This is a genomic window from Corynebacterium sp. MSK310 (genome assembly GCF_030227355.1).
Classification (GTDB): domain Bacteria; phylum Actinomycetota; class Actinomycetes; order Mycobacteriales; family Mycobacteriaceae; genus Corynebacterium; species Corynebacterium rhinophilum.
The window spans coordinates 53,782-69,532 of sequence record NZ_JASPFZ010000006.1 but is presented as its reverse complement, the minus strand read 5'-3'; the positions used below and the strand labels follow the sequence as shown (position 1 = coordinate 69,532).

General features: G+C 62.7%; 14 protein-coding genes and 1 tRNA gene. 11 read left to right on the top strand and 4 right to left on the bottom strand.

Annotation, left to right across the window (positions count from 1 at the left end):
- Positions 1 to 51: 51 nt before the first annotated feature.
- Positions 52 to 1,797, bottom strand: coding sequence for a pyruvate dehydrogenase (locus QP891_RS06305; RefSeq protein ID WP_284770353.1), 1,746 nt, complete (start codon positions 1,795 to 1,797; stop codon positions 52 to 54).
- A gap of 159 nt (positions 1,798 to 1,956) precedes the next feature.
- On the opposite strand from QP891_RS06305, the gene QP891_RS06300 reads away from it, so the two are divergent.
- Positions 1,957 to 3,483 (top strand): MFS transporter, encoded by a 1,527-nt coding sequence (locus QP891_RS06300; RefSeq protein WP_284770352.1) that lies wholly within the window; start codon positions 1,957 to 1,959, stop codon positions 3,481 to 3,483.
- Between the two features lie 68 nt (positions 3,484 to 3,551).
- On the opposite strand, the gene QP891_RS06295 is transcribed toward QP891_RS06300, so the two are convergent.
- A tRNA-Thr gene (locus tag QP891_RS06295) sits at positions 3,552 to 3,624 on the bottom strand.
- 152 nt (positions 3,625 to 3,776) lie between these two features.
- On the opposite strand from QP891_RS06295, the gene thrE reads away from it, so the two are divergent.
- The 5 genes from thrE (at position 3,777) to otsB (ending at position 8,755) form a co-directional block, all read left to right on the top strand.
- Positions 3,777 to 5,507, top strand: a complete 1,731-nt coding sequence (gene thrE, locus QP891_RS06290) for a threonine/serine exporter ThrE (RefSeq protein ID WP_284770351.1) — start codon at positions 3,777 to 3,779, stop codon at positions 5,505 to 5,507.
- Positions 5,508 to 5,569: 62 nt separating this feature from the next.
- Complete coding sequence (locus QP891_RS06285; protein ID WP_284770350.1) at positions 5,570 to 5,926, top strand: hypothetical protein; 357 nt, start codon at positions 5,570 to 5,572, stop codon at positions 5,924 to 5,926.
- A 14-nt stretch (positions 5,927 to 5,940) separates the two neighbouring features.
- Positions 5,941 to 7,410 carry an alpha,alpha-trehalose-phosphate synthase (UDP-forming) gene (locus QP891_RS06280; RefSeq protein ID WP_284770349.1) on the top strand — a complete coding sequence of 490 codons (1,470 nt, stop codon included), beginning with the start codon at positions 5,941 to 5,943 and terminating at the stop codon, positions 7,408 to 7,410.
- On the top strand, positions 7,410 to 7,985 hold the full coding sequence (locus tag QP891_RS06275; protein WP_284770348.1) for an META domain-containing protein: 576 nt from the start codon (positions 7,410 to 7,412) through the stop codon (positions 7,983 to 7,985). Before QP891_RS06280 ends, QP891_RS06275 begins: the two co-directional genes overlap by 1 nt.
- 11 nt (positions 7,986 to 7,996) lie before the next feature.
- Complete coding sequence (otsB, locus tag QP891_RS06270) at positions 7,997 to 8,755, top strand: trehalose-phosphatase (protein WP_284770347.1); 759 nt, start codon at positions 7,997 to 7,999, stop codon at positions 8,753 to 8,755.
- Here the strand turns inward: otsB and QP891_RS06265 are convergent.
- On the bottom strand, positions 8,727 to 9,881 hold the full coding sequence (locus tag QP891_RS06265) for a LacI family DNA-binding transcriptional regulator (protein ID WP_284770346.1): 1,155 nt from the start codon (positions 9,879 to 9,881) through the stop codon (positions 8,727 to 8,729). The genes otsB and QP891_RS06265 overlap by 29 nt on opposite strands.
- Before the next feature lie 39 nt (positions 9,882 to 9,920).
- On the opposite strand from QP891_RS06265, the gene QP891_RS06260 reads away from it, so the two are divergent.
- From QP891_RS06260 to QP891_RS06240, 5 genes are all read left to right on the top strand, one after another.
- Positions 9,921 to 10,931, top strand: a complete 1,011-nt coding sequence (locus tag QP891_RS06260) for a metal ABC transporter solute-binding protein, Zn/Mn family (protein ID WP_502869498.1) — start codon at positions 9,921 to 9,923, stop codon at positions 10,929 to 10,931.
- The gene (locus tag QP891_RS06255) at positions 10,931 to 11,632 is read left to right on the top strand and encodes a metal ABC transporter ATP-binding protein (RefSeq protein ID WP_284770344.1); all 702 of its coding nucleotides are present in this window, start codon (positions 10,931 to 10,933) and stop codon (positions 11,630 to 11,632) included. Before QP891_RS06260 ends, QP891_RS06255 begins: the two co-directional genes overlap by 1 nt.
- Positions 11,625 to 12,524 (top strand): metal ABC transporter permease, encoded by a 900-nt coding sequence (locus QP891_RS06250; protein ID WP_284624692.1) that lies wholly within the window; start codon positions 11,625 to 11,627, stop codon positions 12,522 to 12,524. The genes QP891_RS06255 and QP891_RS06250 overlap by 8 nt, the downstream gene beginning before the upstream one ends.
- A gap of 11 nt (positions 12,525 to 12,535) precedes the next feature.
- Positions 12,536 to 13,366, top strand: a complete 831-nt coding sequence (locus tag QP891_RS06245; RefSeq protein ID WP_284770343.1) for a CE1 family esterase — start codon at positions 12,536 to 12,538, stop codon at positions 13,364 to 13,366.
- 69 nt (positions 13,367 to 13,435) lie between these two features.
- Positions 13,436 to 14,626: an HNH endonuclease signature motif containing protein gene (locus tag QP891_RS06240; RefSeq protein ID WP_284770342.1), complete on the top strand. Its 1,191-nt coding sequence runs from the start codon at positions 13,436 to 13,438 to the stop codon at positions 14,624 to 14,626.
- 169 nt (positions 14,627 to 14,795) lie between these two features.
- On the opposite strand, the gene rlmB is transcribed toward QP891_RS06240, so the two are convergent.
- Positions 14,796 to 15,746, bottom strand: coding sequence for a 23S rRNA (guanosine(2251)-2'-O)-methyltransferase RlmB (gene rlmB / locus QP891_RS06235; protein ID WP_023023899.1), 951 nt, complete (start codon positions 15,744 to 15,746; stop codon positions 14,796 to 14,798).
- Positions 15,747 to 15,751: the final 5 nt, after the last annotated feature.

The window sequence follows — 15,751 nt, the reverse complement described above, 5'->3', positions numbered from 1 at the left end:
TCCGGGGTAGGAAAAGAAAGCGTGGCTAGCAAGCCATAAGTAAGTTACGGCTTAAAAGTCCTGCGGGCGCGGGATATTGCGCAGGTTGGACTTGGCCATGGACAGCATGGAGCCCACGCCGCCGCCGAAGACGGTGCGGGTAGCTGCCTTGGAGAAGCCCAGGAGCTGATCGAAGGTCAGCGTCGGTGGCAGGGAAAGGGCGTTGGGGTCAGTGACGACATCGATAAGCGCAGGGCCGTTATAAGCCAAGGCCTTCTTGATCTGCTTAGGAGCCTGCTTCGGATCCTCGATGCGGAAGGTCTTGATGCCAGCGGCTTCTGCGATCTTGGAAAAGTCCACGGACTCGTGGTCGGTCTCGTGCTCCGGGATGCCGCCCACCAGCATCTCCAGCTTGACCATGCCCAGCGAGGAGTTATTGAACACGAACATCTTGACCGGCAGCTGGTGCAGCTTAACCGTCAGCAGCTCGCCCATGAGCATGGACAATCCGCCGTCGCCAGAGAAGGTGATGACCTGGCGGCCCGGGTTGGCCTGCTGCGCGCCGATGGCCTGCGGCAGGGCGTTTGCCATGGTGCCGTGGCGGAAGGAGCCGATCTGCTCGCGCTTGCCATTCGGGGTGATGTAGCGCGCGCCCCAGACGTTGCACATGCCGGTATCGACGGTGAAGATGGCGTCATCGTCGGCTTCTTGGTCAATGAGGTCCGCGATGTACTCAGGGTGGATCGGGGTGTGCTTTTCCACGTTGGAGGTATATGCCTCGACGACGTGCTCCAGCTTGTCGTAGTGCTTCTTGAGCATCTTGTCCAAGAAGGAGCGGTCCTTCTTCTCCTCCACGTGCGGCAAGATGTTGTCGATGGTGGCGGCAACGTCACCGGTCACGGGGTAGGAGATCTTGGTGCGGCGGCCGATGTGGGAACCGTTGATATCCACCTGCGCCACGTTGCCCTTAGGCAAGAAGTCGTTATATGGGAAGTCCGTGCCAAGGAGGATCAGCAGGTCCGCCTCGTGGGTGGCCTCGTGCGCGGCGCCGTAACCCAGTAGGCCGGACATGCCCACGTCAAACGGGTTATCGTACTGGATGTACATCTTGCCGCCGAGCGCGTGGCCAATGGGTGCCTTAACCTTTTCCGCCAGCTGCAGCACCTGCTCACGGGCATTTTTCGCACCGGCGCCCACGAAGAAAGCGACGGACTCGGCCTCATTGATGGCCTGGGTCAGCGCTGCGGCCTCAGCCGGGTCCGGGTAGACCACGGGGCGGCCGGTGGAGATCTTGGATTCTACGAAGGTGTCATCATCAACCTCTTCAGTAGAAACGTCACCGGGGATAACCAGCACGGATACGCCATTGCCGGCCATGGTGGACTGGATGGCGTGGTGGAGTACTACCCCGCCCTGGTCACCGGACATGACCATTTCGCAGTAGCCAGAGCACTCCTGGAAGATCCGCTCCGGGTGGGTTTCCTGGAAGAAGTGGGAGCCAATCTGGCGGGAAGGAATGTGCGATGCCAGGGCCAACACCTTGGCACCATTGCGGTTGGCATCATAAAGGCCCTGGATGAGGTGGGTATTGCCCGGGCCGCAGGAGGCCGCACACACTGCCAGCTTGCCGGTGGTCAGCGAGTCCGCCTCGGCGGCAAAGGCTGCGGCTTCCTCATTGCGCACGTGGATCCACTCGATAGAGGAGCGGCGCACCGCGTCCACGATCGGGTTGAGGGAGTCTCCCACGAGGCCATAAATGTGCTCGACACCCTGCTTTTCTAGCGTTTCAACGAGTTGTTCTGCGTAATTACGTGCCATTAAACATCATCCTTAACTCTTTAACTGTTCTAGTACCACTGTGCTACTAAACGTGCAGGAAAGTCCAGCAATTCCTGCATACTCACACCACCGGCCTATCTGTGAGGAAGGCAATACTAACCTGAAATATCACAGGCTTATTCGCTACGGTTTCTAGCGATGAGCATCGAGACACCTGATACAGCGACACAGCCCCCGCACCAGGCGGCCGCGACATCCTCCTCCACCCCAGCGCAGCGGTGGTCCTTCTTTGCCGTGGTGTCCCTGGGGCTGCTCATGGTGGGCTTGGATAATTCCATCCTATATACGGCACTGCCCCAACTAACGCAGCAGCTGCACGCCACAGATATGCAGCAATTGTGGATCATCAACGCCTATACGCTGGTCCTATCGGGTTTGCTCCTTGGCACCGGCACATTGGGCGACCGCATTGGCCACCGTCTGATGTTCCTCATTGGCTTAGCCACCTTCGGCACCGCCTCGCTCATGGCGGCTTATTCACCCAATGCCTGGCTGCTCATTTCCGGCCGGGCCTTATTGGGCTTAGGCGCTGCCATCATGCTGCCTTCCACCCTGGCGCTTATCCGCCTGACCTTCCCCAACGAAGTAGAGCGCAATAAAGCCATCGGCATCTGGAGTTCCGTCGCCGTCGTGGGCGCTGCCGCCGGGCCCACCGTGGGTGGATTCCTCTTAGAGCATTTTTGGTGGGGCTCGGTCTTTTTGATCAACGTGCCCATCGTGACCCTCGCCATTGTTCTTACCTTCCTCCTTGGCCCGCCCAACCTGCCGAATCCGCATAAGCACTGGGATTTCCCGTCCTCGTTCTATGCGCTTATTACCCTGTCCAGCCTGGTCCTGGCCATTAAAACTGCGGCGGCCACCAAAATCAATGTCATGCTGCTGGTCTGCTCCATTGCCGCTTTCTTGCTCGGCGCCGCAGCCTTTGCACACCGGCAAAGCCGACTTAGTGATCCGCTTTTAACCTTTGACATCTTCCACTCACCCACCTTTACCGGCGGCGTGCTCACCGCCGGCGGCGCCATGTTTGGCCTTACGGGCCTTGAGCTTTTAACCACCCAAAAGCTGCAGCTTGTCGATGCCCTCTCACCCCTCGACGCCGGCCTTTTCATCTCCGCCATGGCGCTTGCGGCCATCCCCACCGCCATTGCGGGCGGCAGCGTCTTGCACCGCGTGGGCTTTTTGCCCATCATCAGCGGCGGTTTCCTCAGCATGTCCGTTGGCATGCTGAGCATCATCTGGGCCGACCGCGCCGATAACCTCGCGGTATTTATTACCGGCCTCATCCTCACCGGCTTGGGCGCCGGCTCGTCGATGTCCGTTTCTTCTACCGCCATCATTAATGCCGCCCCCTCCCACCGGGCGGGCATGGCCTCTGGTGTGGAAGCCGTGTCCTACGAGTTCGGCACGCTGCTCTCCATCGCCATTACCGGCTCCCTCATGCCGCTACTGATGACGCACAAGCTTCCCGATGCCCTCGCCCCACAAGGCACCGACGCACTCTCATCGCCGGCTACGCATGACGCTGCCGCATCCGCCTACGATTCGGCGTATTTCCTCACCGTCGGCGGGCTCGCCTGCCTGGCCCTCATCTTCGCCGCACTGACCGCCTGGTGCTTCCGCGATAACCCGAAGTCTGGGGCGCTTACTGCGCAAAGTAGCGGATAAATAGCCACCTAGCTAAATTGTAAACTTTTACCCCCTAACTGTTTATGCAGCTAGGGGGTAGTTTTTTGAGCTGGAGACGAGACTTGAACTCGCAACCTACGCATTACAAGTGCGTTGCGCTACCAATTGCGCCACTCCAGCACCGCAGATTTTCTTCCGCTCGTTGCATGGTACCCGAGGACCTCGCCCAAGTGGAAAGCCGGTCCCCCTTGTATGCATTTGCGCCCCACAAGGGTTAGAGTTCAGGCTGAAATTATTACTAGTGTCCCACCGCTTTTTCGAGGGTTATTTTCGTGTCACTACTGTCCGCTATGCGGGAGCGCCTGCGCGTATCCGCAGGCCAAGTCGCCATCATTGACGCGGCCAAAGCCGCACCCCCACCATCGCCACTCGCCCCGGTCGATCTGACCGATTCCGCCCAAGTTACGGGCGTGATGGAGATTGCCGCGCGCATCGGCGAGCTGCTCATTAGCGCTGGTTCCGCCAACTCGGATGCCCGCGCGCAGGTGCACCTGGCGGCGTCGTCGTACGGCCTGCACTACTGCCACGTGGATATTTTGATGAATACCATCACCATCCACACCGCGATTGGCACGGGCGATAAGCGCCAGAACCTCCACGTCTTTCGCGTGGTGCCGGATGTGGGCGTGAACTTTTCCAAGCTTTCGGAAGTAGACCGCCTCATCCGCGATATCCACTCCGGTAGGGTGCCGCCCGCGATGGCGGAAAAGCGCCTGGATGACATCGACCGCATGCCAGCGCCGTATAAGCCGTCCACGGTGATGCTCGGCTGGGGCGGCATGGGTGGCCTGATTTCCATGATGCTTGGCGGCGATCTCCTCGTCGGCCTCATTGCCTTCGTGGTTTCCGCGTTGATTATGGGGCTTAATGACTGGTTGGCCAATTACCGCCTGCCACCCTTTTATCAAAACGTCGTCGGCGGCTTCTTGGCAGTCTTTCCAGCCGCGATTTTGTATAACGTTGCCGCCGCCTTTGGCATTAATATGTCCCCGGCGCAGATCATTGCCTCCGGGATCATCGTGCTGGTGGCAGGGCTGACGCTGGTGCAGTCGCTTGTCGATGGCATCACCCGCTCCCCCGTGACCTCTTCCGCGCGTTTTTTCTCCGCGCTGTTATCCACGGGCGCGATCATCGCCGGCGTGGGTGTGGGCATCCAGCTGGCCTCCGCCATGGGCTTTGACCTGCCGCCGATGGGCACGTTGGCGCCGCCGGTCTATCACAAGATTCCGCTTTTGGTGCTGCTCGGCGGCACGGGTTCGGCCGCATTCGCGCTGGCCTGCGGGGCTAATTGGATAGAAATTACCCTTTCAGGCCTCACCGCAGCCGCCGGTATGGTCTTCTACTACTTCGTGGTCGTGCCCTTCGGCGTCGGCCCGGTGATTGCCTCCGGTATATCCGCCATCGTGGTGGGCCTGGCCGGCGGTTTGATGTCGCGCCGGTGGGGCATCCCGCCGCTCATTACGATGATCGTGGGCTATACGCCCATGCTGCCGGGCCTCATGCTGTATCGCGGCATGTACGCCTCCATCAATGAGCAGATGATTACCGGCTTTACCAACCTGGCCACCGCGCTGGCCATCTCCGGCGCGCTGGCAGCCGGCGTCGTCTTTGGTGAGCGCGTCGCGCGCCGCCTGCGCCGCCCGAAGTACTTCCGCCCGTACTCCGCCTTCAAGCGCATCGGCCGGTTCTCCTTCCACAAGGCAACGAACCTGGCGCGCAAGGCCCCGCGCATTCCGCGCGTGCCGATGTCCCCCTTCGCCCCGCGCGTTAACCGCCCCGAATTGCCGCCCACGCTGGGGCCAAAGCCACCGCAACAGGCACAGCCCCAGCAGCACGCGCCAGGAACCACTCCAGCGGAGGAGTTGTGGCCGGCGGGCTCCCAATGGCCGGCCCAGCCGCAGGATACCGAGCGCACCACCTACACGGTGCCCGGCCAGAAATCGCCCGCGCCGAAAGAATCCGGATCCGCCAAGCCCGGCGGGGAGGAACCCGAAGAGCCCTAAACGCCGCCGGTAGCGTACAATATTTAGCCTGATAGCTTTCCCAACATTCAGGAGGACTCGCCGTGCCACCCAAGGTCCAAGACACGCACCCACAGGCAGAACAAGATATTGCCCTGGCAGAGGAAACTGCCCGCGCCGCCCGCCGCGTGGTGGCCACCTACTCCCAAGACTTCTTGGACGGCGTGACCTTGATGTCCATGCTGGGTGTCGAGCCCAAGGGCCTGGTGCACAAGAAGGTATTGGCTGAACAGGCCGATGCCGCGCCGAAGAAATCCACGAAGAAGTCCACCAAGAAGTCGACCTCCAAGGCATCGAAGAAGTCCACTAAGAAGTCGACCAAGAAGACCACCAAGGCGGCCAAAAAGTCCACTAAGAAGTCGACGAAGAAAGCAACAAAGAAGTCGACCAAGAAGTCTTAAGCTAGTCTTGGACTATGAGTGAGCGCGGCAATGACTTCGTAGTAGTGGCAAACCGCCTGCCGGTAGATTTAACCACCGCGTCCGATGGCAGTCAGACGTGGACGGCCTCGCCTGGCGGTCTGGTCACCGCGCTCTCGCCGGTGCTGGAAGCGCACCAGGGCTGCTGGGTGGGGTGGCCCGGCGTCGCCGATGCCGCGCCGGAGCCCTTCCGCACCGAGGCTGGGGTGCTCTTGCACCCGGTCAGGCTTACTGAGGCCGATTTTGAGGCCTTCTACGAGGGCTTTTCCAATGCCACGCTGTGGCCGCTCTACCACGATCTCATCGTCACCCCAACCTATGACCGCGACTGGTGGGATGCCTACCGCGAGGTCAACCTCCGCTTCGCGGACGAGGTAGCCCACGTGGCCGCAGAAGGCGCGACGGTCTGGGTGCAGGACTATCAGCTGCAATTATTGCCGGGCATCCTGCGGCAAATGCGCGCCGATCTCACCATCGGGTTCTTCCTGCACATCCCGTTCCCCTCCCCCGATCTTTTCCGGCAGCTGCCCTGGCGCGAGGAAACGGTGCGCGGCATCCTGGGAGCAGACCTGGTCGGCTTTCACTTGGAGGCCAATGCCCGCAATTTCTTGGAATTAGCCCGCCGCCAGGGCCTCGAGGTGCGCGGGGAGGCCACCACCCGCGATGTCACCGCCCATATCCGCCTCCCCGGCGGCCGCACCGTAGGCGTGGGCGCGTTCCCCATTTCCATCGCCGCGCAGGATTTCGGCCAATTTAGCGACGAGGATAAACGCCACGTGGCTCAATTGCGCAAGGATTTGGGCAGCCCCAAGCGCATCATTTTGGGCGTGGATCGCCTCGATTACACCAAGGGCATCTTACAGCGCCTGACCGCCTTCGAGGAGCTCTTGGAAACCGGCGCCCTGGACCCGGAAGAGGTCACCTTGGTGCAGCTGGCCACACCCTCGCGCGAGCGCCTCGACCACTACAAGGCCACCCGCTCCCAGGTCGAGGAGGCCGTCGGCCGCATCAATGGCCGCTTTTCCCGCATGGGCCACCCCGTGGTGCACTACCAGCACCGCGGCGTGCCCAAGGACGTGCTGCGCTGCTACTACCGCATGGCCGATATCATGCTGGTCACACCCTTTAAGGATGGCATGAACCTCGTGGCCAAGGAGTTCGTGGCCTGTCACGATGACGGTTCCGGCGCCCTGGTGCTCTCGGAATTCGCCGGCGCCGCCGCGGAGCTCGATGAGGCCTACCTGTGCAATCCCTTCGACATCGAGTCCGTCAAACGCGCCCTGCTCAACGCCGTGCGCGCGCTTTCCGATGCCCCCTCCACCATGACCCAGCGCATGCTCACCATGCACAAACAGGTCACCACGCACGATGTGCGGCTGTGGTCGCAGTCCTTTTTGGGCTGCCTGCGCGCCGTTCGGACCGAAACCGCCTCGCAAGCTCCTGACTCACACGGAAAGGACTCCTAATGCCTCCGTCCCTCCCCCGCGTACGCACGGCCGGAGCGGCCGGTGCGGGTACACCCGCTGTGCACAAAGGCATCGGCAAGCATGCCGCCGCCGTGGCCGCGCTGGGTGCCGTCACGCTGCTTGCTGCCTGCGGTTCCGAGGACGATGCCCCGCAGCCCGCGGGCGATGACCGGATTGTGGACAAACACTGGCAGGTCGTCTCCATCAATACCGCGCCGGATGCAGCATCCACCATCCCGGAGTCGATTCCTCACGCGCCGGAATTTAGCTTCGGCGAATCCACCATGGTGGGCACCACCGGCTGCACTCGGCTTGCGGCCCGGCTGACCTACACCGCCGATGACGAGCGTGAGAATATCCGCGATGGCAACAAGCTGCACTTCGATGAGGTCAAATACGACGACACCGATGAGGACTGCGAAGGCAGTTCCGTGTGGGCCGATAACCTGCTGCGCAACCTCATTACCTCGGATAATGATTTTATCTACACCGTAAATAGCAATAACCAGCTCATCCTGGAGCTCGATACCGATGAGGTAGATTCACCCTCCATCAAGCTGGTCTCCCGCGCGTAGCATGGGATACCATGACGCTTTCTACCACCATTAAAGCCTTGGCCGCGGCAGAAGAGCTCGCCGTGGTTTCTGATTTTGACGGCACGCTATCCCCGTTTGCCACAGCCATTTATGACGTGGAAATCAACGCCGATGCGGCCCGCGCCCTCAACAAATTAGCCCACCTGCCGCGTACCACGGCCGCGGTGTTGTCTGGGCGCCACCTCGAGGGCCTGCAGCGCGTGTGCCCCCTGCGCGAGCCCGTCCTCTTCGGCGGGTCCCACGGCGCCGAGTCCTCCTGGCAGCAGACCAAACTCACCGCCGCTATGCGCGAGCACCTTGCGCGCAAGGAGGAAGAAATCCGCGGCATCATAGACCGCTTCCCCGGCGCAGAGCTCGAGGTCAAGCCCTTCCAGCGCGTGCTGCACCTGCGCTCGCTCGAGCTTGAGAATCCGGAGCAGGCTGCGGCCGCCTATGCGGCAGGCTTGGCGCTAGATACCGCTGGTTTCCCGCGCACCGCCGGCAAGTCCGTCATTGAGTTTTCTGCCACCACCGCCACCAAGGGCACGTGGCTTGAAACCCTCCGCGAGCGCACCGGCGCCACCGCCATGGTCTTTCTTGGCGATGACGTCACCGATGAGGACGGATTCCGCGCCCTCCACCAGCCGCCGGACGTGGGCGTCAAGGTGGGCGAGGGCGATTCCATCGCCGCAGTGCAGCTTGCCGATGTCGACGCCGTCGCCCACTTCCTCTCCGAGCTCGCTACCGCCCGCGCGGCCGCGGTGCAGTAACCGATTTCCCCGGCGCGAATCGCGTCTGCAGGACCCGCCGCGGCACTTCCTCCGCCTCTTCAGCGCCTTGTGTCCCCGCACCAGCCTTCGCGCTGCCTGCACCTGCAGAATCACTTGTCGCGCCAGCGATGAGCTTTTCCAACATATGGCCGGCCGCGGCGCCCTTGGCCTTATTGGGCTGGATGACTGTGGCCAGGTCGAGGCGCTGCGCCGCATCGATGCCGTCAAAGCCGGTCACGGATAAATCCTTTGGCACGCTGAGCCCCCGCTCGCGGGCATAGGCCAGCACGCCGAGCGCCATGGAGTCGGTCGTGCACAGCACGGCCGTAAGCTCCGGGTGCGCCTCGAGCAGGAGCTCGGCGGCGGCGCGGGTGGTATGGGCATCGTTAATGTGCTGAGTGACCACGGGCACGGATTCGGGCGCGATACCCGCCTCGGCGAATACGTCGAGCGCGCCCATCACCCGCGAGCGCTGCACGTGCATCTCCGCATCCTGGACTTCCTGCCAGGAAATCGGGCCGTCGTGGCGCTGCAGGCGCAGGCGGATGGCGAGGATGCCGATGTGGCGGTGCCCGGCATCGATAAGCGCACGCGCCGCTGGGGCAATTGCCGCGCGATCATCAATGCCCACGAACGGCAGCTCCGCATCGGTGGGCTGATCGCAGACCACCAGCGGCAGTCCCCGGCCCCGCGCGGCCGCGAGGTAGGCATCGCCCGCGGCGACCGAATAGACCACGAAGCCATCGACCGCGGCCGAACCCACCAGGCTGGTCGCCTCCGCCTCGCCTTCTGGGCCGGCGGGAATCAGCGTCAGCGTGGTTTGCGCGCCTGCCGATGCCTCCGCCATACCCGCCAAGAAATCCACCGACGCCATGTCCTCGAAGGCGTAGGACAGATGCTCGGTTAGCAGCACGCCTACCGACCCGGCGCGGCGGGTGCGCAGGCTGCGGGCCGTGGGATCGGGGCCCGGGTAACCGCGTGCCTTGGCCGCGGCCAAAATGCGCTCCCTTGTCGCCGGGGAGAGCTGGTCAGGGCGGCTATAGGCGTTGGATACGGTTGTGCGCGAAACCCCCAGCTCCGCGGCGAGGGAGGCCAGTGTCTTCCGGGTGGGGCTGCGTTTAACCATGCCTGTTACCTTACCCTGCGCCCCGCCGCTAGATTTTCAATGCATATTCAATTGACAATGATTGCCAGCAAACGCACACTGGAGGGTATGCACACGTCACTACGCGCAACAACAGCCCTACTCGCAGCAAGTGGCCTCCTTTTCACCGCCGCGTGCTCCGCAGATTCTGGATCTGGCTCCGGATCCGACTCCGGCGAAAAGAAGCTTTCCATCGTCGCCTCCACATCCATCTGGGCCGATGTTGCCCAGGCGGTGGCCGATACCGCCTCCGGCATCGACATCGAGGTAAAACCCATCGTGGAAGGCAATGACACCGACCCCCACCACTTCGAGCCCACCGCGGCCGATGTAGCCAAGGCCAATGACGCCGATATGCTCGTGGTCAACGGCGGCGGCTACGATGCCTGGATTTACCAGGCCGTCGCCGATCAGGACAACATCATCTCCGCCCTGCCCCTGACGGACCACGGCAAGCTGGACGAGGACCCCGATGTCATGACCATCGATGCCGCGAAGGCCACCGCCAAGAATGACCCGGACAAGGTCACCAATATCGAGGGCAACGAGCACATCTGGTACGACCCCGCCGCCCTGGAGGAGGTAGCAGGCTCCATCGCGGACCAAATCAACGAGGAATACTCCGACGCCGGCGCCACCACCGAGAAGATCGACTCCCACGTGGATCAGCTGCGCGATAAGCTCAAGGAGCTTCCAGATGGCCTGAATTACGCGCAGACCGAGCCCATCGCCGATTACCTGATGAAGTACTCCGACACCAAGGACGTCACCCCCGAGGGCTTCCGCAAGGCCACCATCTCCGAGGGCGAGCCCGCTACTGCCGATGTCGCCGCCTTCATCAAGGCCATTGACGATGGCGAGGTCGATCTCCTCATCTTCAACCCCCAGACCGAAACCGATACCGCCAACCGCATCAAGTCCGCCGCAGAGGACAATGACGTCGATATCGTAGAAATCGGCGAAACTCCGCCGGACGGTAAGAAGTTCTGGGAATACTACGACGAAGTCACGAGCAAGCTGGGGAAGCACTAGTGCTCGTTGAATTCCATGAGGCCGCAGTAGACCCGCTGTGGTCACAGCTTAACCTCGCCGTGGACCGCGGCGAGTTTATCGCCGTTTTAGGCCCCAATGGCGTGGGCAAGTCCACCCTGCTGGGCACCATCCTCGGCACCCGCACGCTGACCAGCGGCCGCGTCGACGTCAACTGCCGGGTCGGGTTCATCCCCCAGCAGCGCATGTTCCCCGCTGACCTTCCCCTGCGCGCCCGCGACTTGGTCTCGCTCTCCGTGGCGCACGGGGTGTTCCGGCACCGGCACACACCCCGTGGACGGGTGGACGAACTGTTGGAAGAGGTGGGCGCCACGGGGCTGCGGGACCGGCGCGTCGGCCAGCTTTCCGGCGGCCAGCAACAGCTCATCCGCCAGGCCCAGGCCCTGGCTAATGACCCGGACCTCATTCTTGCCGATGAGCCCCTCCTCTCCCTCGACCCCGCCCGGCAAAACGCCACGGTTAACAAACTGGACTCGCTGCGCCGCGAGCGCGGGACCTCCATTATCTTTGTCACCCACGGCATTAACCCCGTGCTCGGGGTGACGGATAAGGTCCTCTACATCGCGCCCAATGGTCACACCTTCGGCCCGGTGGATGAGGTCATGCGCTCCGAGGTGCTTTCGGAGCTGTACGGTTCCAAGGTCAATGTCTTAAACGTCGACGGGAGGCTCATCGTTGTCTAGCTTCTGGGAAGATACCCAATACCTACTCAGCGTGGACTTCGTGCAGTCCTCGCTCATAGCCTCTGCGTTGCTGGGCATCCTGTCTGGCGTGATGACCTCGCTCATCGTGCTGCGCCAGATGTCCTTTTCCGTCCACGCCACCTCTGAGCTCGCACTCATGGGCGCCTCCGCGGCGCTGCTTTTCGGCCTCAACCTGGGCTTCGGTGCGGTTGCCGGCGCCATCGTCGCCGCCATCATCCTGGCCATGCTGGGCTTTAAGGGCCAGCAAGATAGCGCCATCGGCGTGGTCATGAGCTTTGGCCTGGGCCTCTCGGTGCTGTTCTTGCACCTCTACCCCGGCAATTCCAATACGGCGATGACGCTTCTGACCGGCCAAATCGTCGGCGTATCCTCCGCCTCGGTATGGCTGCTGGCCGCCACCACGGTCATCATCGTCGCCGCCGTCGGCTTCCTCTGGCGGCCCATGCTCTTTGCCTCCGCCGATCCTGATATGGCCCGCGCCGCCGGCGTGCCCACCCGCGCCATCTCCGTCGCCTTCGCCGTCCTCGTCGGCCTCGCCGCAGCGCAGTCGGTGCAAATCGTCGGCTCGCTGCTCGTCATGGCGCTGCTTATCACCCCCGGCGCGGCGGCGGTACAGATCACCTCCTCGCCCCTGCGCGCGGTGCTGTGGTCCACCATCTTCGCCGAGGTCTCCGCCGTGGGCGGTTTCATCCTTTCGCTGGCGCCAGGACTACCGGTCTCCGTCTTCGTGACCACCATTTCCTTTGTGATCTACCTGGTGTGCCGGTTCATCGGCTGGCGGCAGGGCAAGCGCGCCATCCGCGATGAGGTAGCGGCCAAGCATTTCCACGCCGATAACCGCAGCGCCGCAGAGGCCCACCACGCCGACTAAACTCGGCGGGCATGCATATTCATCGCCGCACCGCGGATGTGGCTGGCCACACCCGCCGCTTCATCGTCATCGAGCCCGAGCACCTCGAGCCCCAGCCGGACTTACTGCTGTTTTTCCACGGCTCCCACCAGTCCGCCAACGTCATTCGCCGCTTTACCAACGGCACGGTGGACGCGCTTGCCGATGCCACCAATACCCTCGTCGTCTACCCCGACGGCATCGACCACCACTTCAACGACACCCGCGCCGATCTGCCGGTCCGCGCCCGGGAGCTCGGGGTGGACGACGTTTCTTTTAGCACCTTCCTCATCGAGACCATGCAGCGCGAGTACTCCACCGCGCGCACCTTCGCCGCCGGCTATTCCAACGGCGGGCAGATGGTGCTGCGCCTGCTTTACGATGCCCCCTTTACCCTCACCCGTGCCTGCGTCTTCGCCTCCACGCTGGGCGAGGGTTCCAACCACGCGCCCACCCACCCCGATGGCTACCGGCCTACCCCGCTGCTTTTTATCCACGGCACCGAAGACCCGATTGCACCCTATGATGGCGGGCTTGCCGGCATCGATGGGCAGCAAACCCGCGGGTGTGTGCTTTCTGCTCCCGTCACCGCAGAACACTTCGCACTCGCCAATGGCTGCCGCCCGCCCCGCGAAAGCCAGCCCATTCCCGGGATAACGTCCACCTACTACGACGGCGACTTTCCCGTGGAATTGTGGACCATGGAGGGCCTCGGGCACGTGATCCCCTCTAGCAAAGAAACGCCGCCGAGCATAGGACCAAATACGGATTCCTTCAATGCTGTGGATAAAGTCCGTGATTTCTTCGGCTTAGGTGACGCTTAAGGGCAGTTGTCCACAGGGAGGTGGGGCATCGGCTAGCGCGGGCTTGCGAGGCTCTTTAATCTCTGGGGCATGAACGCGCTGCAGACATTTCTCAAGGGCCTGGCACCCGGCATGGATATCATCGCCAACTGCCACGGCATGTCTGTGCGCGCGCTGATTGCGGCCGGGTGCCCCGATACCACCGCCACCCGCCTGCTCACGCTTGCCGAAACCTACTTCGGCACCACCACCTTTCGCCGCCAACAACGCGAGTCCATCGCCGCGAGCCGCGCCAATGGGCACAGCCTCACGGCATTGCTTACCATCGAGCGCCACGCCGCCAAGCTGAAGAAAAAGCGCGATGCGTGGGCGCTGCGGCGCGAATTGTGTGGGATGAAGGGAAAGGTCTCGGATATCGATAAGCGGGGCCGCGCCCGCGTCAAAGAGCTCAAGGGCCCCGTGAAGCGCCAGCCCGGCGTGAAGATTTATCGCCGCGCTGACGGCCCCTGGACAATGTCCATTACCGGCCCGTCCGCCGATATCGCCGATATGCACGCCGCGATTGATAAGGACGCCCCGCTTGCCTCTGTGCAGAATATCTTCCACGGCGAGGCCGCCGCCCGCCCCAGCGTGACGACCAATGTCGTGCTCCGCCTCGACGAGCTCGACCGCATCGTCGATTTCGGCTCCGGCTCCCCTTCCGGTTCAAGCTCCAAGCCTGGCTCGAGCTCCAACGCCCGCGCCGGCTCATCCGCAGGCACAAACTCGAAACCCAGCACCGATTCCGGCTCAGCCGCCGGCTCGGGCTCCAACGCCGCTGCTGACCCTAGCGCGAACCTTGGCGCTGACTCTGCCCATGGTTCTGGCTCTGACGGCGATGTCGTGGTCCAGCTGACCAATGGCGCCACAATGACCGGTGCTGATCTGGTGCGACGGGCGTTTACCGAGCACGGCTACGTCACCCTCATTCATCCAGTGGAAGGTCCGGTAAACCTTTACCGCACCTCGCGCTTTGCCTCTGCAAAGCAACGCCTGATGGCAGCGGCCGAAAACCCGGTCTGCCCGTGGCCGGAGTGCCGCTACCCCGCCGATGAATGCCAGGTTCACCACCTCAATGCCTGGAAAAATGGTGGCGAGACCAACCCGCGAAACTTGACCATCGCCTGTCCGTACCACAATGGCGTGAATGACGACGATCCCAACGCCCCGCCATTGCGCGGGCACTTAGCCCGGGTCAACGGAACCATCCGATGGCTGCCGCCCTGGGCAGATAATGGTTAATCGTTGCGGCCCACAACGTTTCGCACTCAGAAGGTTGTGCCCGCAAAGGACCCAGCGTGCCTTTTGACGCTGGGCTTGCACCCGCGCCGGTGATTCTGAGCGCTCGAAACATGACCAGCATGGCCTCCGGCGATAGTCCAAGGCGGTGAGCCGGCAGGGTAAGAGCGGGTTATTTTGCGGCGGCGCGGCGTTGGCGCGCGAACTCGGATAGCACCGAGCCCGCGGCAACGGAGGCGTTGAGGGATTCAACCCACCCGGTCATGGGAATGGACATAAGGACATCGCAAGTTTCGCTGACCAAGCGCGAAATTCCCTTGCCCTCGGAGCCGATGACGATGACCACGGGGTCCGTGCCGCCTTCATAGGTATCCAACGTGTGATCCCCGCCGGCGTCGAGGCCGACGACTTGGTAGCCGTTTTTCTGGAATTCCTTCACGGTGCGCGTGATATTCGTTGCGCGGGCGACCGGCAAACGGGCAGCGGTACCAGCTGAGGTGCGCCAGGCCACCGCGGTGACAGAAGCCGAACGGCGCTCTGGAATGATCACGCCATCGCCGCCGAAAGCGGCCACGGAACGGATGACGGCACCCAGGTTGCGCGGATCGGTGATGTTATCCAGGATGACGAACATGCCGGGGCGCGGGTTCTCGGCGGCGTTGGCAATCAAATCCTCCACCGCGGCGTACTTGTACGGCGGAATCTGCAAGCCGATGCCCTGGTGCATGCCATTTCCCGTCATGCGGTCCATCTCGTGGCGCTGGACCTCGATGATGGGGATATTGCGGGTATTGCACATGGACACTGCCTCGGAAAGCCGCTTATCATTGCGAGTTCCGGCAGCGATGTAGAGCGTGGTGGCCGGCACCTTGGCGTGCAGACACTCGATGACCGGGTTGCGGCCCACCACCATCTCTGCGGTTTCTTTCTGGTGGCGCCCCGAGTTGCGGCGCTCACGCTCCAGCTTCGCCTTGTGCTTGGCGTGGTAGACGCGGTCCTCGGCCTTCGGGGTGGGGCCCTTGCCTTCTAGGCCCTTGCGGCGCTGGCCGCCGGAGCCTTTGGTAGCGCCCTTCTTATTCGTCTTGCGGATGCCCGCGCCACCGCGGCCATGGGTTCGTGCCATCGTTT